22 protein-coding genes are annotated in these 20,773 nt (G+C 37.5%); 19 read left to right on the top strand and 3 right to left on the bottom strand.

Annotated features, from left to right (window positions below):
- Positions 1–25 precede the first annotated feature (25 nt).
- From rodZ to tsf, 11 genes are all read left to right on the top strand, one after another.
- Complete coding sequence (gene rodZ / locus N8M95_RS04980) at positions 26–853, top strand: cytoskeleton protein RodZ (protein ID WP_261043568.1); 828 nt, start codon at positions 26–28, stop codon at positions 851–853.
- Between the two features lie 10 nt (positions 854–863).
- The gene (gene pgsA, locus N8M95_RS04975) at positions 864–1,409 is read left to right on the top strand and encodes a CDP-diacylglycerol--glycerol-3-phosphate 3-phosphatidyltransferase (protein WP_020900979.1); all 546 of its coding nucleotides are present in this window, start codon (positions 864–866) and stop codon (positions 1,407–1,409) included.
- Complete coding sequence (locus N8M95_RS04970) at positions 1,406–2,233, top strand: energy-coupling factor ABC transporter ATP-binding protein (RefSeq protein ID WP_261116724.1); 828 nt, start codon at positions 1,406–1,408, stop codon at positions 2,231–2,233. The genes pgsA and N8M95_RS04970 overlap by 4 nt, the downstream gene beginning before the upstream one ends.
- The gene (locus N8M95_RS04965) at positions 2,218–3,057 is read left to right on the top strand and encodes an energy-coupling factor transporter ATPase (RefSeq protein ID WP_261116723.1); all 840 of its coding nucleotides are present in this window, start codon (positions 2,218–2,220) and stop codon (positions 3,055–3,057) included. The genes N8M95_RS04970 and N8M95_RS04965 overlap by 16 nt, the downstream gene beginning before the upstream one ends.
- Positions 3,050–3,844 (top strand): energy-coupling factor transporter transmembrane component T family protein, encoded by a 795-nt coding sequence (locus tag N8M95_RS04960; protein WP_000377896.1) that lies wholly within the window; start codon positions 3,050–3,052, stop codon positions 3,842–3,844. Before N8M95_RS04965 ends, N8M95_RS04960 begins: the two co-directional genes overlap by 8 nt.
- Positions 3,845–3,902: 58 nt before the next feature.
- Positions 3,903–4,721 (top strand): rod shape-determining protein MreC, encoded by an 819-nt coding sequence (mreC, locus tag N8M95_RS04955; RefSeq protein WP_120719054.1) that lies wholly within the window; start codon positions 3,903–3,905, stop codon positions 4,719–4,721.
- On the top strand, positions 4,721–5,215 hold the full coding sequence (mreD, locus tag N8M95_RS04950) for a rod shape-determining protein MreD (protein ID WP_261116722.1): 495 nt from the start codon (positions 4,721–4,723) through the stop codon (positions 5,213–5,215). The genes mreC and mreD overlap by 1 nt, the downstream gene beginning before the upstream one ends.
- Before the next feature lie 93 nt (positions 5,216–5,308).
- Positions 5,309–6,547 carry a peptidoglycan hydrolase PcsB gene (gene pcsB / locus N8M95_RS04945; protein WP_020902292.1) on the top strand — a complete coding sequence of 413 codons (1,239 nt, stop codon included), beginning with the start codon at positions 5,309–5,311 and terminating at the stop codon, positions 6,545–6,547.
- Between the two features lie 206 nt (positions 6,548–6,753).
- Complete coding sequence (locus tag N8M95_RS04940) at positions 6,754–7,965, top strand: aminoacyltransferase (protein WP_261116743.1); 1,212 nt, start codon at positions 6,754–6,756, stop codon at positions 7,963–7,965.
- A 541-nt stretch (positions 7,966–8,506) separates the two neighbouring features.
- Positions 8,507–9,286: a 30S ribosomal protein S2 gene (gene rpsB, locus N8M95_RS04935; RefSeq protein ID WP_000268459.1), complete on the top strand. Its 780-nt coding sequence runs from the start codon at positions 8,507–8,509 to the stop codon at positions 9,284–9,286.
- 77 nt (positions 9,287–9,363) lie between these two features.
- Positions 9,364–10,404, top strand: a complete 1,041-nt coding sequence (gene tsf, locus N8M95_RS04930) for a translation elongation factor Ts (RefSeq protein ID WP_000808071.1) — start codon at positions 9,364–9,366, stop codon at positions 10,402–10,404.
- Positions 10,405–10,525: 121 nt separating this feature from the next.
- Here tsf and cysK read toward each other — a convergent pair whose 3' ends face one another.
- From cysK to N8M95_RS04915, 3 genes are all read right to left on the bottom strand, one after another.
- Entirely contained in the window at positions 10,526–11,452 is a 927-nt protein-coding gene (gene cysK, locus N8M95_RS04925; RefSeq protein WP_261116721.1) for a cysteine synthase A, read from the bottom strand.
- A 96-nt stretch (positions 11,453–11,548) separates the two neighbouring features.
- Positions 11,549–11,992 carry a PH domain-containing protein gene (locus N8M95_RS04920; RefSeq protein ID WP_261116720.1) on the bottom strand — a complete coding sequence of 148 codons (444 nt, stop codon included), beginning with the start codon at positions 11,990–11,992 and terminating at the stop codon, positions 11,549–11,551.
- Between the two features lie 15 nt (positions 11,993–12,007).
- Complete coding sequence (locus tag N8M95_RS04915) at positions 12,008–12,643, bottom strand: YigZ family protein (protein WP_261116719.1); 636 nt, start codon at positions 12,641–12,643, stop codon at positions 12,008–12,010.
- Positions 12,644–12,699: 56 nt separating this feature from the next.
- Between N8M95_RS04915 and N8M95_RS04910 the strand changes: the two genes are divergently transcribed.
- The 8 genes from N8M95_RS04910 (at position 12,700) to cbpD (ending at position 20,753) form a co-directional block, all read left to right on the top strand.
- Positions 12,700–13,998 (top strand): ATP-dependent helicase ComFA, encoded by a 1,299-nt coding sequence (locus N8M95_RS04910; protein WP_261116718.1) that lies wholly within the window; start codon positions 12,700–12,702, stop codon positions 13,996–13,998.
- Entirely contained in the window at positions 13,995–14,657 is a 663-nt protein-coding gene (locus N8M95_RS04905) for a ComF family protein (protein WP_261116717.1), read from the top strand. The genes N8M95_RS04910 and N8M95_RS04905 overlap by 4 nt, the downstream gene beginning before the upstream one ends.
- A 79-nt stretch (positions 14,658–14,736) precedes the next feature.
- Entirely contained in the window at positions 14,737–15,285 is a 549-nt protein-coding gene (gene hpf / locus N8M95_RS04900) for a ribosome hibernation-promoting factor, HPF/YfiA family (RefSeq protein ID WP_004255322.1), read from the top strand.
- 135 nt (positions 15,286–15,420) lie between these two features.
- Entirely contained in the window at positions 15,421–17,394 is a 1,974-nt protein-coding gene (locus N8M95_RS04895; protein WP_261116716.1) for a DHH family phosphoesterase, read from the top strand.
- Positions 17,391–17,843: a 50S ribosomal protein L9 gene (gene rplI, locus N8M95_RS04890; protein ID WP_000864214.1), complete on the top strand. Its 453-nt coding sequence runs from the start codon at positions 17,391–17,393 to the stop codon at positions 17,841–17,843. Before N8M95_RS04895 ends, rplI begins: the two co-directional genes overlap by 4 nt.
- Before the next feature lie 43 nt (positions 17,844–17,886).
- The gene (dnaB, locus tag N8M95_RS04885) at positions 17,887–19,239 is read left to right on the top strand and encodes a replicative DNA helicase (RefSeq protein ID WP_000852490.1); all 1,353 of its coding nucleotides are present in this window, start codon (positions 17,887–17,889) and stop codon (positions 19,237–19,239) included.
- 1 nt (position 19,240) lies between these two features.
- Entirely contained in the window at positions 19,241–19,507 is a 267-nt protein-coding gene (locus N8M95_RS04880) for a Veg family protein (RefSeq protein WP_001278169.1), read from the top strand.
- 88 nt (positions 19,508–19,595) lie between these two features.
- Positions 19,596–20,753: a choline binding-anchored murein hydrolase CbpD gene (gene cbpD / locus N8M95_RS04875; protein ID WP_020902283.1), complete on the top strand. Its 1,158-nt coding sequence runs from the start codon at positions 19,596–19,598 to the stop codon at positions 20,751–20,753.
- Positions 20,754–20,773 lie beyond the last annotated feature (20 nt).

Below are 20,773 nucleotides of genomic sequence, written 5' to 3'. Positions count from 1 at the left end.
ATACTAGAAAGAAGGAATGACAAGTATGAGGAAAAAAACAATTGGTGAGGTTTTACGTTTAGCTAGAACCAACCAAGGGTTGACTTTAGAAGAATTACACAAAAAAACAGAAATTCAGCTGGATATGTTGGAAGCGATGGAAGCTGATGATTTTGATCAACTTCCTAGTCCATTTTATACTCGTTCTTTTTTGAGAAAGTATGCGTGGGCAGTTGAGCTAGATGAGCGAATTGTCTTGGACGCTTATGATTCTGGGAGCATGATTACTTATGAGGAAGTAGATGTTGATGAAGACGAGTTGACAGGTAGGAGACGTTCAAGTAAGAAAAATAAGACATCATTTTTGCCTTTATTTTATTTTATACTCTTTGCACTATCGATTGTCATTTTTGTGACTTATTATGTTTGGAATTATCTCCAGACTCAACCAGAGCGTTCATCTGCGTCTAGTTATAGTGTAGTCCAAGCAACAAGCTCAACTAGTTCTGTAACTTCATCCTCAAGTAGTAGTTCATCAAGTAGCTCTTCTAATATGGAACCAGCTATAAGTGTATCAGGTGAAGGAAATCGAGTAGAAGTTGCTTATAAAACGAGCAAGGAAACTGCAAAATTACAATTATCAGTCTCAGATGCTAGAAGTTGGGTTAGTGTTTCAGAAAGTGAGCTTGAGGGTGGGGTGACCTTATCACCTGATAATAAAAGTGCAGAAACAACAGTTTCAACTAAAAATTCTGTCACCATTACTTTAGGTGTTGTCAAAGGTGTCGCTTTAACAGTAGATAATCAGACTGTTGATTTATCGAAATTAACAGCTCAGACTGGACAAATCACTGTAACCTTTACTAAAAATTAAGGAAAAACGAATGAAAAAAGAACAAATTCCCAATCTCTTAACAATAGGTCGAATTCTCTTTATACCTATTTTTATCTTTATTTTAACGGTAGGAAATTCGATAGAGAGTCATATAGTAGCAGCTATTATCTTTGCTATTGCCAGTATTACAGATTATTTAGATGGATATTTAGCTCGTAAATGGAATGTGGTCAGTAATTTTGGTAAATTTGCAGATCCCATGGCGGATAAGTTACTAGTTATGTCGGCTTTTATTATGTTGATTGAGTTAGGAATGGCTCCGGCTTGGATTGTTGCAGTGATTATCTGTCGTGAGTTGGCTGTGACAGGTTTAAGGCTTTTATTGGTTGAAACTGGTGGGACGGTTTTAGCAGCAGCAATGCCTGGAAAAATTAAAACTTTCAGTCAGATGTTTGCCATTATTTTCTTGCTATTACACTGGACTTTGATTGGCCAAGTTCTACTTTATGTAGCCTTGTTTTTCACTATCTACTCTGGCTATGATTATTTCAAGGGTAGTGCCTATGTATTTAAAGGGACATTTGGTTCGAAATGAAATCAATAATTGAGGTAAAAAATCTTTCTTTTCGTTATAAGGAAAATCAGGAATACTATGATGTGAAGGATATTACGTTTCACGTGAAACGTGGAGAATGGCTTTCGATTGTAGGGCATAATGGTAGTGGTAAATCAACGACGGTTCGATTAATTGATGGTTTACTGGAAGCAGAATCTGGAGAGATTGTAATTGATGGCCAACGTTTGACTGAGGAAAATGTTTGGAATATACGTCGTCAAATCGGTATGGTTTTTCAAAATCCAGATAATCAATTTGTTGGAGCGACTGTTGAAGATGATGTAGCCTTTGGTTTGGAAAATCAGGGACTTTCTCGTCAAGAAATGAAAAAAAGAGTGGAAGAAGCTCTGGATTTGGTTGGCATGTTGGACTTTAAAAAGAGAGAGCCAGCTCGTCTGTCAGGTGGTCAAAAGCAACGTGTGGCCATTGCAGGTGTTGTAGCCCTAAGACCAGCTATTTTAATACTAGATGAAGCAACGAGCATGTTGGATCCTGAGGGACGTAGAGAACTGATTGAGACAGTAAAAGGAATTCGGAAAGACTATGATATGACGGTCATTTCCATCACACATGATTTGGAAGAAGTTGCCATGAGTGATCGTGTATTAGTCATGAAAAAAGGGGAAATTGAATCAACTAGTAGTCCAAGGGAACTTTTCTCTCGAAATGATTTAGATCAAATTGGATTAGATGATCCTTTTGCCAATCAATTAAAACATTCTTTGAGCCAGAATGGCTATGATTTACCTGAAAATTATTTGACAGAAAGTGAGCTAGAGGATAAGCTATGGGAATTGCTCTAGAAAATGTGAGTTTTACGTATCAAGAAGGGACTCCCTTAGCTTCAACAGCTTTGTCAGATGTTTCTTTGACGATTGAAGATGGTTCTTATACGGCTTTAATTGGCCACACAGGTAGTGGCAAATCAACTATTTTACAACTTTTAAATGGTTTATTGGTTCCAAGTCAAGGGAGTGTGCGGGTTTTTGATACCTTCATCACCTCGACTTCTAAAAACAAAGATATTCGTCAAATTAGAAAACAGGTTGGCTTGGTATTTCAGTTTGCTGAAAATCAGATCTTTGAAGAAACGGTTTTGAAAGATGTTGCTTTTGGACCGCAAAATTTTGGAGTTTCTGAAGAAGATGCGGAGCAGATTGCGCGTGAGAAACTGGCTCTGGTTGGAATTGATGAATCACTTTTTGATCGCAGTCCGTTTGAGCTATCAGGTGGACAAATGAGACGTGTGGCCATTGCAGGCATACTTGCCATGGAACCAGCCATATTAGTCTTAGATGAGCCCACAGCAGGCCTAGATCCCCTGGGAAGAAAAGAGCTGATGAATTTATTCAAAAAACTCCACCAGTCAGGGATGACCATTGTCTTAGTAACGCATTTGATGGATGATGTTGCTGAATATGCGAACCAGGTATATGTGATGGAAAAGGGACGTTTAGTTAAGTTTGGTAAACCAAGTGATGTCTTTCAAGATGTTGTCTTTATGGAAGAAGTGCAGTTGGGAGTACCTAAAATTACATCCTTTTGTAAACGATTGGCTGATAGAGGCGTGTCATTTAAACGATTACCGATTAAGATAGAGGAGTTCAAGGAGTCGCTAAATGGATAGTATGATTTTGGGGCGTTATATCCCAGGGGATTCGATAGTTCACCGATTGGATCCACGCAGCAAATTACTGGCTATGATGCTACTGATTTTGATCGTTTTTTGGGCTAATAATCCCTTGACGAATCTAATTCTTTTTATAGCGACAGGGATATTTATTGCTTTGTCAGGAGTATCTCTTTCATTTTTTATTCAGGGCTTGAAGTCTATGTTTTTCTTGATTGCCTTCACAACTATTTTTCAACTGTTTTTCATTTCTAATGGGAATGTTTTATTTGAGTTTTCGTTTGTGAGAATTACGGATTATGCTTTGCAACAAGCTGGAATTATCTTTTGTCGCTTTGTATTGATTATTTTCTTTTCAACTTTGTTAACCTTAACGACCATGCCCTTAAGTTTGGCATCAGCTGTCGAAGCTCTATTAGCACCTTTAAAGAGTATGAAAGTTCCAGTTCATGAAATTGGATTGATGCTGTCTATGAGTTTGCGTTTTGTCCCAACCTTGATGGATGATACGACGCGGATTATGAATGCACAGAAAGCGCGTGGAGTGGATTTTGGAGAAGGAAGTATTGTTCAAAAGGTGAAGGCTATGATTCCCATTTTGATTCCTCTTTTTGCGACAAGTTTAAAACGTGCGGATTCCTTGGCTATCGCAATGGAAGCGCGTGGTTATCAGGGTGGAAAAGGCAGAAGTCAATATCGACAATTGAAATGGACTCGAAAGGATACGCTGACCATTCTTGTTATTATCATACTTGGTTGTTGCTTATTTTTCTTAAAATCTTAGTAGCTTTCAGGAATTGATAAAAAGTTACTGTAACAGTTTTTGATATAAAGGTAGGGATATGAACCGTTTTAAAAAATCAAAATATGTCATTATTGTTTTTGTCACTGTTCTGCTTGTGTCAGCTCTCTTAGCGACGACTTATTCAAGTACAATTGTGACAAGATTAGGAGATGGAATCTCAGTGGTTGATAGGGTTGTGCAAAAACCTTTTCAGTGGTTTGATTCTGTCAAATCAGATTTGGCTCATTTGACACGCACTTATAATGAAAATGAAAGTTTGAAGAAACAGATTTACCAATTAGAAGTTAAATCAAATGAGGCGGAAAGTTTAAAGATGGAAAATGAACAACTGCGCCAATTGCTTGATATGAAGTCCAAATTGCAAGCTACAAAGACTTTGGCAGCAGATGTTATTATGCGTTCTCCAGTATCTTGGAAGCAGGAATTGACCCTGGATGCAGGCAAATCAAAAGGGGCTTCTGAAAACATGTTAGCCATTGCAAATGGTGGTTTGGTTGGGAGTGTCTCAAAAGTAGAGGAGAATTCTACTATGGTCAACCTTCTGACAAATACGGAAAATGCTGATAAGATTTCTGTTAAAATTCAACATGGTTCTACCACAATTTATGGAATTATTGTTGGCTATGACAAGGAAAATGAAGTTCTCAAAATTAGTCAATTAAATAGTAGTAGCGATATTAGTGCAGGAGATAAGGTGACCACTGGTGGATTAGGAAACTTTAACGTTGCTGATATTCCTGTTGGTGAAGTGGTTGCTACAACACATAGTACGGACTACTTGACACGAGAAGTAACTGTTAAATTGAGTGCAGATACTCATAATGTGAATGTGATAGAATTAGTGGGGAATTCATAATGAGACAGTTGAAGCGGGTTGGAGTATTTTTATTGCTTCCTTTCTTTGTTCTAATTGATGCCCATATTAGCCAGCTTCTGGGCTCATTTTTTCCCCACGTGCAGTTGGCCAGTCATTTTCTATTTTTGTTTCTCTTATTTGAGACGATTGAAGTATCAGAGTATCTCTATTTAGCTTATTGTTTTGTAGTGGGTTTGGTTTATGACATTTACTTTTTCCACTTGATAGGGATTGCGATTATGTTATTTGTCTTGTTGGGGGCATTTCTCCATAAATTTAATAGTGTTATTTTATTGAATCGTTGGACGAGAATGCTGGCAATTATTGTCATGACTTTTCTATTTGAGATGGGAACTTATATACTTGCGTTAGTGGTAGGTTTAACTGTGGATAGTATGTCTTTGTTTATAGTCTATAGTTTAGTACCATCAATGATTTTAAACCTTATATGGATGATTATTTTTCAGTTTATTTTTGAAAAATTTTACCTATAAGAAAGAAATAAAAATGTAACAAAGGCGTAATATTCATTAGGCCTTTTTTTGGTATACTAGTAATGTCTTTAAAAGAAGGAGTATCTACGAAATATGAAGAAAAAAATCTTAGCGTCACTTTTACTAAGTACAGTAATGGTTTCTCAAGCAGCTGTTTTAACAACTGCGCATGCAGAAACTACTGATGACAAAATTGCTGCTCAAGATAATAAAATTAGCAACTTAACAGCACAACAACAAGAAGCCCAAAAACAAGTTGATCAAGTTCAGGAGCAAGTATCTGCTATTCAAACAGAGCAATCAAACTTGCAATCTGAAAATGATAGACTACAAGAAGAATCTAAAAAGCTTGAGGGTGAAATTACAGAACTTTCTAAGAATATTGTATCTCGCAATGATTCATTACAAAAACAAGCTCGTAGTGCTCAAACAAATGGAGCTGCAACAAATTACATTAATACAATTGTAAACTCAAAATCAATTACAGAAGCTATTTCACGTGTTGCTGCAATGAGTGAAATCGTATCTGCAAACAACAAAATGTTGGAACAACAAAAAGAAGATAAAAAAGCTATTTCCGAAAAACAAGTAGCAAACAATGATGCAATTAATACAGTTATTGCAAATCAGCAAAAACTAGCTGATGATGCTCAATCATTAACTACAAAACAAGCTGAGTTGAAAGCTGCAGAATTGAATCTTGCTGCTGAAAAGGCTACTGCAGAGGATGAAAAAGCAAGTTTACTTGAGAAAAAAGCTGCAGCAGAAGCAGAAGCTAAAGCAGCAGCAGAAGCAGAAGCAGCTTATAAAGCTAAACAAGCAAGTCAACAACAAAAAGTCGTTGCTTCTGGAAATACAACTTTTACAGCAGAAGTTCAAGCAGTATCAACTACTTCTTCGTCATCTAGTTCGTCTGAATCATCTTCAAGTAGTGCTTCAGCGGAATCAACAAGCTATACTCCTGCACCAGTGAAACAACGTCCGACATACAGTACAAATGCATCAAGCTATCCTGTAGGTCAATGTACATGGGGAGTAAAAACTTTAGCACCATGGGCTGGTGATTACTGGGGTAATGGCGGTCAATGGGCTGCAAGTGCAGCAGCTGCAGGTTTCCGTACAGGTTCTACACCACAAGTTGGCGCGATTGCATGTTGGGATGATGGAGGATACGGTCACGTAGCAGTTGTTACAGCAGTTGAATCATCAACTCGTATTCAAGTTTCTGAGTGTAACTATGATGGAAGTGGAACTCAACCAATCGGAAATTATCGTGGATGGTTTAATCCGACAGCATCAAGAGGTACTGTAAGATACATTTATCCAAACTAATATACTGATTATTACTATACAAAGGGTGAGATCTTATTAATCTCACCCTTTGTATAGTGCTGGAAAAATTAATTTCATTATATAATTACTTGAACTTATTTTCTATTTTTATAATTATTTAATTAAAGTAAAATGAAACGTAGAAATTTAGTACGAGTGTAGCATGTTAATAAAAAATGGTTTCTAAGGGAGTCGGTGTTGAAGTTATGTTTAGGTATAAAATAAATGTTGATGTTAAAGAGTGGGATTTATTTTTAGAAAATCATCCTCAAGGAAATTTATTGCAGAGTAGTGATTGGTCCAAGATAAAGGATACTTGGGGGAACGAGAGAGTTGGCTTTTATAAAGATAATCAATTAGTTGGAGTAGCAAATATCTTAATTCAACCGCTACCATTAGGATTCTCTATGTTTTATATTCCACGAGGTCCAGTAATTGACTATGAAGATAAAGAACTTCTGAAATTTGTTCTTTTAACGTTGAAAAAACTTGCTAAAAAAAACCATGCAATAATGGTTAAATTTGACCCAAGTTTATTTATCAGTAGAGGTCTTATTGACCAAGAAACTGTCCAAAATTCTATGACTTTAGCAATTGTCGAAGAACTGAAAAAAAATAAAGTTTATTGGACAGGCTTAACAAAGGATATGGCAGAAAATATACAACCACGTTTTCAAGCTAATATTCATAAAGAAAATTTCTCACTGGATCAACTTTCTAAGTCTACTAGACAGGCTATCCGAACTGCAAGAAATAAAGGATTGGAAGTAAAGTTTGGTGGACTTGATTTATTAGATGAATTTTCATTTTTAATGAAGAAAACAGAGTCTCGCAAGAATATCAATTTACGAGGCAAAGATTATTATCAGAAGTTACTGGATACTTATCCTGACCACTCCTTTATCACACTGAGCTATTTAGATCTACCTAATAGACTGAAAGAAGTTGAGCGGCAACTCGAAAAGAATCTAAAAACAGCGCAGAAGTTTACAGATAAAACGAAAGAAGGTAAAATAAAAGAGAATCAGCAAGAGAGAAAACGATTAGAGGAAGAAATTTCTTTTCTTAAGAGCCATATTGGCAGAGGGGACAGTGTTGTCCCATTATCTGGTACTTTAACTATCGAATTTGGGAAAACTTCTGAGAACTTATATGCTGGAATGAATGAAGAATTTAGACACTATCAACCTGCTATTCCTACATGGTTTGAGACAGCTCAACATTCTTTTGAACGAGGGGCTGAGACTCATAATATGGGTGGAATTGAAAACAATTTAGAGGGTGGGTTAATTAACTTTAAATCTAAGTTTAATCCTACTATTGAGGAATTTGCTGGTGAGTTTAATTATCCAACTAGTTCATTATATTTTTTGTTTAATCTAGCTTATAAAATTCGTAAGAAACTTCGAAGTAGATAAAATAAACTAATGATTTTGCCGCTATATTAAATTTTAAAAAATTTAGCTATTAGAGCATCCCAGCAGTATATGTTGGGATGCTTTAAATTTAGAGTTTTAATAACGCATGATTTCATCGCTTTTGTAGCCGAAATGAATAGAAAAAAAGAGCGCACAAAATCTCATCATCTGAAACGTTTGAATAGTTTTTTAGGTTAGTTTTTAGAACTTAGATTAGAGTAATTTATAAGACTGAAAGACGTCTTTTGCAGGTATTTTAGAAATTCCAAGAAGCTTAGGAATCAACCCTTCTCCATAAGTAAAGGATTAGACTAATTTCCACTTCGGACAGCTAAGTGGAAGTTACTTTGAGAAGTTAGCAGAAATTCCCTTACTTTAAAAATCTGCTAAAATAGCTTGAAAATATTGAAAAAGTATGGTAAAATGAAACTTGTCGTGTGAACGATAATACTCATTCTTGATGAATTGTGAAACAGTTGCCCTTGGGTCGTTTTGCGAGTTGAAGTCAAGAAGAGGAAAAAAACAAAAAGGAGAAATACTCATGGCAGTAATTTCAATGAAACAACTTCTTGAGGCTGGTGTACACTTTGGTCACCAAACTCGTCGCTGGAACCCTAAGATGGCTAAGTACATCTTTACTGAGCGTAACGGAATCCACGTTATCGACTTGCAACAAACTGTTAAATACGCTGACCAAGCTTACGATTTCATGCGTGATGCAGCAGCTAACGATGCCGTTGTATTGTTCGTTGGTACTAAGAAACAAGCAGCTGATGCAGTTGCTGAAGAAGCAGTACGTTCAGGTCAATACTTCATCAACCACCGTTGGTTGGGTGGAACTCTTACTAACTGGGGAACTATTCAAAAACGTATCGCTCGTTTGAAAGAAATCAAACGTATGGAAGAAGATGGAACTTTCGAAGTTCTTCCTAAGAAAGAAGTTGCACTTCTTAACAAACAACGTGCACGTCTTGAAAAATTCTTGGGTGGTATCGAAGATATGCCTCGTATTCCAGATGTAATGTACGTAGTTGACCCACATAAAGAGCAAATCGCTGTTAAAGAAGCTAAAAAATTGGGAATCCCAGTTGTAGCGATGGTTGACACAAATACAGATCCAGATGATATCGATGTAATCATCCCAGCTAACGATGACGCTATCCGTGCTGTTAAATTGATCACAGCTAAATTGGCTGACGCTATCATCGAAGGACGTCAAGGTGAAGATGCAGCAGCAGTTGAAGCAGAATTTGCAGCTTCAGAAGCTCAAGCAGATTCAATCGAAGAAATCGTTGAAGTTGTAGAAGGCGACAACGCTTAATTCATATAAATAGTAATTACCTAGGAGGGCGGGGCTTAGCCCGGCTCTCCTATTTTTAAAAATATAGGAGAATCAAAATGGCAGAAATTACAGCTAAACTTGTAAAAGAGTTGCGTGAAAAATCTGGTGCCGGTGTTATGGACGCTAAAAAAGCGCTTGTAGAAACAGACGGTGACATCGAAAAAGCGATTGAATTGCTTCGTGAAAAAGGTATGGCTAAGGCAGCTAAGAAAGCTGACCGTGTTGCTGCAGAAGGTTTGACTGGTGTTTATGTTAACGGTAATGTTGCAGCAGTTATTGAAGTAAACGCTGAAACTGACTTCGTTGCGAAAAACGCTCAATTCGTTGAATTGGTAAATACTACAGCTAAAGTTATTGCTGAAGGAAAACCTGCTAATAATGAAGAAGCACTTGCTTTGACAATGCCTTCAGGTGAAACTCTTGAAGCTGCATACGTATCTGCAACAGCAACTATCGGAGAAAAAATCTCATTCCGTCGCTTTGCATTGATTGAAAAAACAGATGCACAACACTTTGGAGCTTACCAACATAACGGTGGACGTATCGGTGTTATTTCAGTTGTTGAAGGTGGAGACGAAGCACTTGCTAAACAATTGTCAATGCACATCGCAGCGATGAAACCAACAGTTCTTTCTTACAAAGAATTGGATGAGCAATTTGTTAAAGATGAGTTGGCACAATTGAACCACGTAATCGACCAAGACAACGAAAGCCGTGCAATGGTTAACAAACCAGCTCTTCCACACTTGAAGTATGGATCAAAATCACAATTGACTGATGAAGTGATCGCCCAAGCTGAAGCCGACATCAAAGCTGAATTGGCTGCAGAAGGTAAACCAGAAAAAATCTGGGACAAAATCATCCCAGGTAAAATGGACCGCTTCATGCTTGACAACACTAAAGTTGACCAAGCTTACACACTTCTTGCACAAGTATACATCATGGATGACAGCAAGACAGTTGAAGCATATCTTGAATCAGTTAACGCTTCAGTAGTTGAGTTCGCTCGCTTTGAAGTTGGTGAAGGTATCGAGAAAGCTGCAAACGACTTTGAAGCTGAAGTTGCAGCTACAATGGCAGCAGCCTTGAATAACTAATAATAAAAAGGAAGCCAAATTGCTTCCTTTTTTCTATGTAGTCGATCTTTATAGGGAGATTTTTCTATTTTTAAGGTATAAATAAAAAGCCCTATAATAAGGGCTAAGTGTATTTAGGAGATTACACTTCAAATTCATAGAGTGCTGTAGACAAATAACGTTCGCCGTTATCTGGTGCTAGAGCAAGGACTTTCTTACCTGTACCTAATTTCTTGGCAACTTCAATTGCTCCGTAGATAGCTGCAGCTGAAGAAATCCCTACAAGGAATCCTTCTTTTCCACCAATCTCACGGCCAAGTGCGAGAGCATCGTCTGATGTTACACGAACGATACCATCATAGGCGTTTGTATCCAGTGTATCAGGAATAAATCCAGCTGAGATACCTTGAATTTTGTGAGGGCCAGGTTTTTCACCAGATAGAATAGCAGATTCGTCTGCCTCTACTGCAAAAACTTGAATGCTTGAATTTGCTGTTTTGAGTGCATGAGAAACACCAGAAATTGTTCCACCAGTACCGACTCCAGCAACAAAGGCATCTAGTCCATCTTTACCGAAAGCAGCTAGTATTTCAGCTCCTGTTGTTCTTTCGTGTACTTCTGGATTAGCTGGATTGTCAAATTGAAGAGGAAGGAAACCATCACGTTCAGCAGCGATTTCTTGAGCTTTAGCAATAGCGCCTTTCATTCCCTCACTACCAGGAGTTAGGACGAGTTCAGCACCGTAAGCTTGGATAATCTTACGTCGTTCTACACTCATAGTTTCAGGCATAACGATGACGACTTTATACCCTTTAGCAGCACCTACCCATGAAAGTCCAATACCAGTGTTTCCACTTGTTGCTTCAACAATTGTAGAACCTGGTTTCAAAATACCGTCTTGTTCAGCTTTTTCAATCATGCTAAGAGCAATACGATCTTTTACAGAAGAACCAGGGTTGAATGCTTCAAGCTTTACATAGACGTCCGCAGCCCCTCCTGGCACAATGTTGTTGAGTTTAACAATCGGAGTTTGACCGATTAATTCAGTAATATTGTTATAAATAGACATATGAATACCTCTTTGTATAAGATATTTCTAGTATAACGCTATCTATACCATTTGTAAAATATAGAAATCCTATCGAAGCGATAGGATTTTTTTATATCATAGGTCTAAGCCATTAATTTTCAAGCGATTGTGATAAGCTAATTCTAGTAAATAGTTGTAAAGTGGAACGATATCCGTTTTCTTAGGGAATTCAAATTTATGAGCATTAAAATGCTCATTATGTGCTTTTAGAAAAACATTTTCTAGATAAGTAATCGTTATTTCACTATCATCTATACCTGCTCCTGCAGTTTCCATTTCAACGTTAACAATATTCATCAAAAAAATTGATTTAATGGACATCTTACGACCAGTAGCGCCTTGTTTATCTGTAAAGATAATACGGATATTTGTAAATATAATTGAGTCACGAATCAGTTTATATCCACTTTGAATTTCTTCATTTTCTAGTAGATATTGTCCATATTCTTTGATAAGAGTTTCTTTGTTTTGCTCGCTAAGGTTACCAGCGAGTCCTTGAATGAATTTTCCAAATGCCATATTTTTCTCCTTTGTTTACACTAAATTTACAGGAACTTCAACTTCATGTAAATCTTGATCAGTTAAAATAACTTTTCCATTAAAAAACTCTACCAGTGCAGCTTTAATATTTTCTTTTTCTTCTTTATCAACATAAATCATCGTATCGACTTGATCTGTAAAGTTTGTCTCAAGTTCCATGAGATCATGTTCCTTAAGGAAGTTACTGTACTCTTGGTACTGAGCGTAAGACATTTGAATAGCAATGCCAGCTTGTTCCTTTATTTCAATGATGCCAATTTCCTTGACAGCTAAGGCAACACTGCCGGCGTAAGCACGAATCAATCCTCCAGCGCCTAGCTTAATGCCTCCAAAGTAGCGTGTCACTACTACACAGACATTAGTAAGATTGTGATTTTCTAGTACTCCAAGCATGGGAACGCCAGCAGTACCACTGGGTTCACCATCATCACTTGTCCGTTTAATTTCACTACGTTCCCCAATAATAAAAGCTGAGCAGTTATGCGTAGCTTTGTAGTGTTCTTTTTTGATGGCAGTAATAAAGTCCCGAGCTTCTTCTTCGCTATAAACACGCTTGGCATGACAGATAAAGCGTGATTTTTTAATTTCTTCTTGGACTTGACCGTCCTCTTTAATTGTTCTAAATTCCATGATTTAATTGTACTAAAAAATCATCTAAAGCGCTAGATTTTTACGAATAAAGAAGTATGAAAGTAAATCCAAATTATCTCGGTCGTTTGTTTACTGAGAATGAATTAACAGAAGAGGAGCGTCAATTGGCGGAGAACATTCCAGCAATGAGAAAGGAGAAGGGGAAATTTTTCTGTCAACGTTGTAATAGTACTATTCTAGAAGAATGGTATTTACCTATCGGTGCTTACTATTGTCGGGAGTGCTTAATTATGAAGAGTGTTAGGAGTGATCAATCTTTATACTATTTCCCACAGGAGGATTTTCCGAAGCAAGATGTTCTTAAATGGCGTGGTAAATTAACTCCTTTTCAAGAGAAGGTGTCAAAGGGATTGATTCAAGCAGTAGATAAGCAGGAACCAACCTTGGTTCACGCTGTAACAGGAGCTGGAAAGACAGAGATGATTTACCAAGTTGTGGCCAAAGTGATTGATGAAGGTGGTGCAGTTTGTTTGGCCAGCCCTAGAATCGATGTGTGTTTGGAGCTATATAAGCGACTGCAAGATGATTTTGCTTGCGAGATAGCTTTACTACACGGAGAATCAGAACCATATTTTCGAACACCACTAGTTGTTGCAACGACTCATCAGCTGTTAAAATTTTATCATGCTTTTGATTTGCTAATAGTGGATGAAGTAGATGCTTTTCCTTATGTTGACAACCCCACACTTTACTACGCTGTAAAGAATAGTGTAAAGAAGAATGGCTTGAGAATCTTTTTAACAGCGACTTCGACCGATGAGTTAGATAGGAAGGTTCGCATCGGAGAATTAAAACGATTGAGTTTGCCAAGACGGTTTCATGGGAATCCGTTGATTATTCCAAAACCAGTTTGGTTATCGGATTTTAATCATTGCTTAGAGAAAAGTAGATTGTCACCAAAGTTAAAGTCCTATATTGAGAAGCAGAGAAAGACAGGTTATCCGTTACTCATTTTTGCATCAGAAATTAAGAAAGGGGAACAGTTAAAAGAAATCTTACAAGAGCAATTTCCAAATGAGAAAATTGGCTTTGTATCTTCTGTAACAGAAGATAGATTAGAGCAGGTACAAGCTTTTCGAGATGGAGAACTGACAATACTTATCAGTACGACAATATTGGAGCGTGGAGTTACCTTCCCTTGTGTGGATGTTTTCGTAGTAGAGGCCAATCATCGCCTTTTTACCAAGTCTAGCTTGATTCAGATTGGTGGACGAGTTGGGCGAAGCATGGATAGACCGACAGGAGATTTGCTTTTCTTCCATGATGGGTTAAATGCTTCAATCAAGAAGGCAATTATGGAAATTCAGCAGATGAATAAGGAGGCGGGTCTATGAAGTGCTTATTGTGTGGACAGACTATGAAGGCTGTTTTAACTTTTAGTAGTCTCTTACTTATGAGGAATGATGTCTCCTGTCTTTGTTTAGATTGTGATTCTACTTTTGAGAAAATTGGAGAAGAGTACTGTCCAAACTGTATGAAAACAGGGTTGTCAATAAAGTGTCAAGATTGTCAATTTTGGTGTAAAGAAGGAATTGAGGTCCGTCATAGAGGGATTTTTACTTACAATCAAGCTATGAAGGATTTTTTCAGTCGGTATAAGTTTGATGGGGACTTCCTTTTAAGAAAAGTGTTCGCTTCAGTTTTAAGTGAGGAGTTAAAAAAGTACAAAGAGTATCAATTTGTCGTCATTCCCCTAAGTCCTGAAAGATTGCTCGAGAGGGGATTTAACCAGGTTGAAGGTTTAGTTGAAGCAGCAGGGTTCTCTTTTCAAGACTTACTAGAGAAGAGAGAAGAGCGGACCAGTTCTTCCAAAAATCGTTCAGAACGCTTGGCAACAGAACTTCCTTTCTTTATTAAAAGGGGAGTCACTATTCCTAAAAAAATCCTACTTATAGATGACATTTACACTACTGGAACAACTATAAATCGTGTGAAGAAACTGTTGGAAGAGGCTGGAGCTGAGGATGTCAAAACATTTTCCCTTGTAAGATGAGGAAAAAATTTGCAAAACTAAAATGAAAGCGTTATAATGAAATCAGAAAAACAAAAATGTTTAGAAAGAAGGTACTCATATGATTAAATATAGTATCCGTGGTGAAAACCTAGAAGTAACAGAAGCAATTCGTGATTATGTAGTTTCTAAACTCGAAAAGATCGAAAAGTATTTTCAAGCTGAGCAAGAGTTGGATGCTCGAGTAAACTTGAAGGTGTATCGTGAAAAAACTGCTAAAGTGGAAGTAACGATTCCGCTTGGCTCAATTACTCTTCGCGCAGAAGATGTATCTCAAGATATGTATGGCTCAATTGACCTTGTAACTGATAAAATTGAACGTCAGATTCGTAAAAATAAAACAAAAATCGAACGTAAAAATAAAAACAAGGTGGCAACTAGTCAATTATTTACAGATGCCTTGGTGGAAGATACAAATGTTGTCCAGTCTAGAGTTGTTCGTTCAAAACAAATTGATTTAAAACCAATGGATTTGGAAGAAGCTATTCTACAGATGGATTTATTGGGACATGATTTCTTTATCTATGTTGATGTTGAAGATCAAACAACTAATGTGATTTATCGTCGTGAAGATGGCGAAATTGGTCTGTTAGAAGTTAAAGAATCTTAATTAGAATATGTGTAAAGGTAGGTTTACTGAATTGTAAACCTCCTTTTTCTTATAATTGATAGAATTATTGATTACACTTTTAAAAAGTCGCTTTTTGGTGGTTATTATGGTATAATGGGTGCCAAGAGGTTTGGAATGAAAAAATTTTATGCAAGTCCTATTTTTCCCTTAATATTAGGAATAGTGGCGTTCGGAGTGCTATCTGTGCAACTTGTTTTTGTAACGAATACACTGGTAACGCTATTTCTTTTGCTACTTATTTTGGGTTCATATATTTTACTATTCATCCATCAGAGAGACTACTACTCAAAGAGTGAAGTAGAACAAATCCAGTATGTAAACCACCAAGCTGAAGATAGTTTGACAACCTTGTTAGAACATATGCCTGTCGGAGTTATTAAACTAGACTTATCGTCAGGTGAAGTTGAATGGTTCAATCCTTACGCTGAATTGATTTTGACGAATGAAGTGGGCGAGATTGATGTTGCATTAATTCAAACAATTATAAAGGCTTCTGTGGGGAATCCAGGTTCTTATGCCACCTTAGGTGAGATTCGTTATTCGGTTCATATGGATAAGGTATCTGGAGTTCTTTATTTCTTTGATGTGTCTGGAGAATACGAAGCGACTGTTGAGTTAGTGACGAGTCGTCCGGTTATTGGAATTGTTTCCGTTGATAACTATGACGATTTAGAAGATGCGACATCGGAGTCTGACATTAGTCATATTAACAGTTTTGTAGCCAATTTTGTTTCAGAATTTGCTGGAAAACATGCCATGTTCTCCCGTCGAGTGAGTATGGATCGCTTTTATCTATTTACGGACTACACGGTGCTTGAGGGATTGATGAACGATAAATTTTCTGTTATTGATTCTTTCAGAGAAGAGTCGAAACAGAGACAGTTGCCCTTGACTTTAAGTATGGGATTTTCTTATGGTGATGGAAATCATGATGAGATAGGGAAAGTTGCCTTGCTCAACTTGAACTTGGCTGAAGTGCGTGGTGGCGACCAGGTGGTTGTCAAGGAAAACGACGAAACGAAAAATCCAGTTTATTTTGGTGGTGGATCTGCTGCGTCAATCAAGCGTACCCGTACCCGTACGCGCGCTATGATGACAGCTATTTCAGATAAGATTCGGAGTGTGGATCAGGTTTTTGTAGTTGGTCACAAAAATCTAGATATGGATGCTTTGGGTTCTGCTGTAGGTATGCAGTTATTTGCCAGCAATGTGACTCAAAATAGCTATGCTATTTATGACGAAGAACAAATGTCGCCGGATATTGAACGAGCTGTTTCATTCTTAGAAAAAGAAGGAGTTACAAAGTTGTTGTCTGTTAAGGACGCAATGGGGATGGTGACCAATCGTTCTTTGTTGATTCTTGTAGACCATTCAAAGACAGCTTTAACTTTATCAAAAGATTTTTATGATTTATTTACCCAAACCATCGTCATCGACCACCACAGACGGGATCAGGATTTTCCAGATAATGCGGTTATTACTTATATCGAAAGTGGTGCAAGTAGTGCCAGTGAGTTGGTAACGGAATTGATTCAGTTCCAGAATTCTAAGAAAAATCGTTTGAGTCGTATGCAAGCAAGTGTTTTAATGGCTGGTATGATGTTGGATACTAAAAATTTCACCTCACGAGTGACTAGTCGGACATTTGATGTTGCTAGCTATCTCAGAACGAGAGGAAGTGATAGTATTGCTATCCAAGAAATTGCTGCGACAGATTTTGAAGAATATCGTGAGGTCAATGAACTGATTTTACAGGGGCGTAAATTAGGTTCAGATGTACTAATAGCAGAGGCTAAGGACTCGAAATGTTATGATACAGTTGTTATTAGTAAGGCAGCAGATGCCATGTTAGCTATGTCAGGTATTGAAGCGAGTTTTGTTCTTGCGAAGAATACACAAGGATTTATCTCTATCTCAGCTCGCAGTCGTAGTAAGCTGAATGTACAACGGATTATGGAAGAGCTGGGAGGTGGAGGCCACTTTAATTTGGCAGCAGCTCAAATTAAGGATTTAACCTTGTCAGAAGCAGGTGAAAAACTGACAGAAATTGTATTAAATGAAATAAAGGAAAAGGAGAAAGAAGCATGAAAGTAATCTTTTTAGCAGATGTCAAAGGAAAAGGTAAAAAAGGCGAAATTAAGGAAGTACCAACAGGGTATGCGCAAAACTTTCTTATCAAAAAGAACCTAGCCAAAGAAGCAACTGCTCAAGCTGTGGGTGAACTTCGTGGTAAACAAAAATCGGAAGAAAAAGCTCACGCTGAGATGATTGCAGAAGCAAAAGCAATTAAAGCTCAACTTGAAGCAGAAGAAACGGTTGTAGAATTCGTTGAAAAGGTTGGTCCAGATGGCCGTACCTTTGGTTCTATTACCAATAAGAAAATTGCAGAAGAATTGCAAAAGCAATTTGGAATTAAGATTGATAAACGTCATATTCAAGTACAAGCTCCGATTCGAGCAGTTGGATTGATTGATGTACCAGTGAAAATCTATCAAGATATCACAAGTGTAATCAATCTTCGTGTGAAAGAAGGATAAATTTACACCTTCTTGACAAGATTGTAAAAGGAAGGGAAGTCTGATGGCAGAAGTAGAAGAGTTACGAGTACAACCTCAAGATATCTTAGCTGAGCAATCCGTTTTAGGGGCTATCTTTATTGACGAGAGTAAGCTTGTTTTTGTGCGAGAATATATTGAGTCTCGGGACTTTTTTAAGTATGCCCATCGTTTGATTTTTCAAGCTATGGTCGATTTATCCGATCGTGGCGATGCTATAGATGCAACAACGGTTCGTACCATTCTTGATAATCAAGGTGATTTACAGAATATTGGTGGCCTGTCTTACTTGGTTGAGATTGTCAATTCTGTGCCAACTTCTGCTAACGCGGAGTATTATGCTAAAATTGTTGCAGAAAAGGCTATGTTACGGCGATTAATCGCCAAGTTGACAGAGTCTGTCAATCAAGCTTACGAGGCTTCGCAACCAGCTGATGAAATCATTGCTCAGGCAGAAAAAGGACTGATTGATGTCAGTGAAAATGCTAATCGAAGTGGATTTAAGAACATTCGAGATGTGTTGAATGTCAACTTTGGAAATCTGGAGGCTCGCTCTCAACAAACGACTGATATTACAGGTATTGCTACGGGCTATCGTGATTTGGATCATATGACGACTGGACTTCATGAGGAGGAGTTAATTATCCTAGCAGCCCGTCCAGCGGTTGGTAAGACAGCCTTTGCCTTGAATATCGCTCAGAATATTGGGACTAAGTTGGACAAAACGGTTGCTATCTTTTCGCTTGAAATGGGTGCGGAAAGTCTAGTAGACCGTATGTTAGCTGCAGAAGGTTTGGTGGAATCGCATTCTATCCGTACAGGTCAATTGACCGATGAGGAATGGCAAAAGTATACCATTGCTCAAGGGAATCTAGCCAACGCGAGTATCTATATCGATGATACTCCAGGGATTCGGATTACAGAGATTCGTTCTCGTTCTCGTAAATTGGCTCAAGAAACTGGAAATCTTGGTTTGATTTTGATAGACTATTTGCAGCTTATCACGGGAACTGGTCGAGAAAATCGTCAACAAGAGGTTTCAGAAATTTCACGTCAGTTGAAAATCCTAGCCAAGGAACTGAAGGTTCCAGTAATTGCTCTCAGTCAGTTGTCTCGTGGTGTAGAACAACGTCAGGATAAGAGACCAGTCTTGTCTGATATTCGTGAATCTGGGTCTATTGAGCAGGACGCTGATATCGTAGCCTTTCTTTATCGTGACGACTACTATGAGCGTGGTGGTGAAGAAGAGGAAGGCATACCAAATAATAAGGTAGAAGTTATTATCGAGAAAAACCGTAGTGGAGCTCGTGGAACAGTGGAATTGATTTTCCAAAAAGAATACAATAAATTTTCAAGTATCTCAAAAAGGGAGGCATAAGATGTCAGATGCATTTACAGACGTAGCCAAGATGAAAAAAATCAAAGAAGAAATCAAGGCACATGAGGGACAAGTCGTAGAAATGACTTTGGAGAATGGTCGTAAACGCCAAAAAAATAGATTGGGTAAGTTAATTGAGGTTTATCCATCTCTATTTATCGTGGAATTTGGGAATGTTGAAGGAGATAAACAAGCTAATGTTTATGTTGAATCCTTTACTTACTCAGATATCCTTACCGAAAAGAATTTGATTCATTATCTTGACTAAAGTGAGAAATTTTCTCACTTTTTCTTTTTTCTCCGAATAGTTTAAGTGAAGGCAATCTTCGACTTATATTATTTTTCAAGGAGGATGAATGAAAATTTCACCATTTACAGTAACAGAGACAAGATTTTCTTTTAGAAAATCAGTTAAAAAGGTTGTTCCTTTTTTAGTAGTAGGATTGATGTTAGCAGCGGGTAATAGTGTATCTGCCTATTCGGGAGGAAATGGCTCGATTGCGCGTGGGGATGATTATCCTGCTTATTATAAAAATGGCAGTCAGGAAATTGACAAGTGGCGCATGTATTCTCGTCAGTGTACTTCTTTTGCAGCCTTTCGCTTAAGTGGTGTAAATGGTTTTGAGATTCCGGCTGCTTATGGAAATGCGAATGAATGGGGGCATCGTGCTCGTCGTGAAGGTTATCGTGTTGATAATACACCGACTATCGGCTCGATTGCTTGGTCTACTGCAGGAGGTTATGGTCATGTTGCTTGGGTTTCAAATGTGATGGGAGATAATATAGAAATTGAGGAATACAACTATGATTATAAAGGTAATTATAATAAACGAATTGTAAAAGCAAACAAGATGACCGGTTTTATTCATTTTAAAGATTTATCAAGCAATTCTAAAGAAGTCCAAAACAGTTCAAAAGATTCGACAAGTAATCATGTTGTGACCAGTCAATCTTCGTCTTTGATGAGAGGAACTCATTATTTTAAGGTGGAGACTCCTATTAAAGATCAACCATTATTGAATGCAACTCCACTTGCATATTATTCTCCAGGTGAGAGTGTTCATTATGATCAGGTGATTGAAAAAGATGGCTACAAATGGTTAAGTTACATTTCGTATAGTGGAAATCGTCGTTATATTCAGTTGGAGGGAGTAACTTCGTCACAGAATCGATCAGTAAATAGCTCTAATTATGGTTCAAATAATGGATTGACTGTGGGTTGGAAGAAAATAAATGGTAGTTGGTATTATTTCAAATCAGATGGTTCTAAGGCGACAGAATGGCTGAAAGATGGTTCTACCTGGTATTATTTGAAATCATCTGGTGAAATGCAGACAGGATGGTTAAAGGAAAATGGGATGTGGTATTATCTAGATGACTCAGGGGCAATGAAAACGGGCTGGTATCAAGTCTCTGGTAAGTGGTATTATTCTTACTCTTCAGGTGCATTAGCAGTCAATACGACGGTAGATGGCTACAGAGTAAAGTCTAATGGTGAATGGATTCAAGAATAGCAAAAATTATCATATAAATT

Source organism: Streptococcus mitis, from assembly GCF_946190325.1.
GTDB lineage: Bacteria > Bacillota > Bacilli > Lactobacillales > Streptococcaceae > Streptococcus > Streptococcus mitis_CF.
The sequence above is the reverse complement of the archived record's forward strand: the minus strand, read 5'-3'. Positions and strand labels throughout refer to the sequence as shown.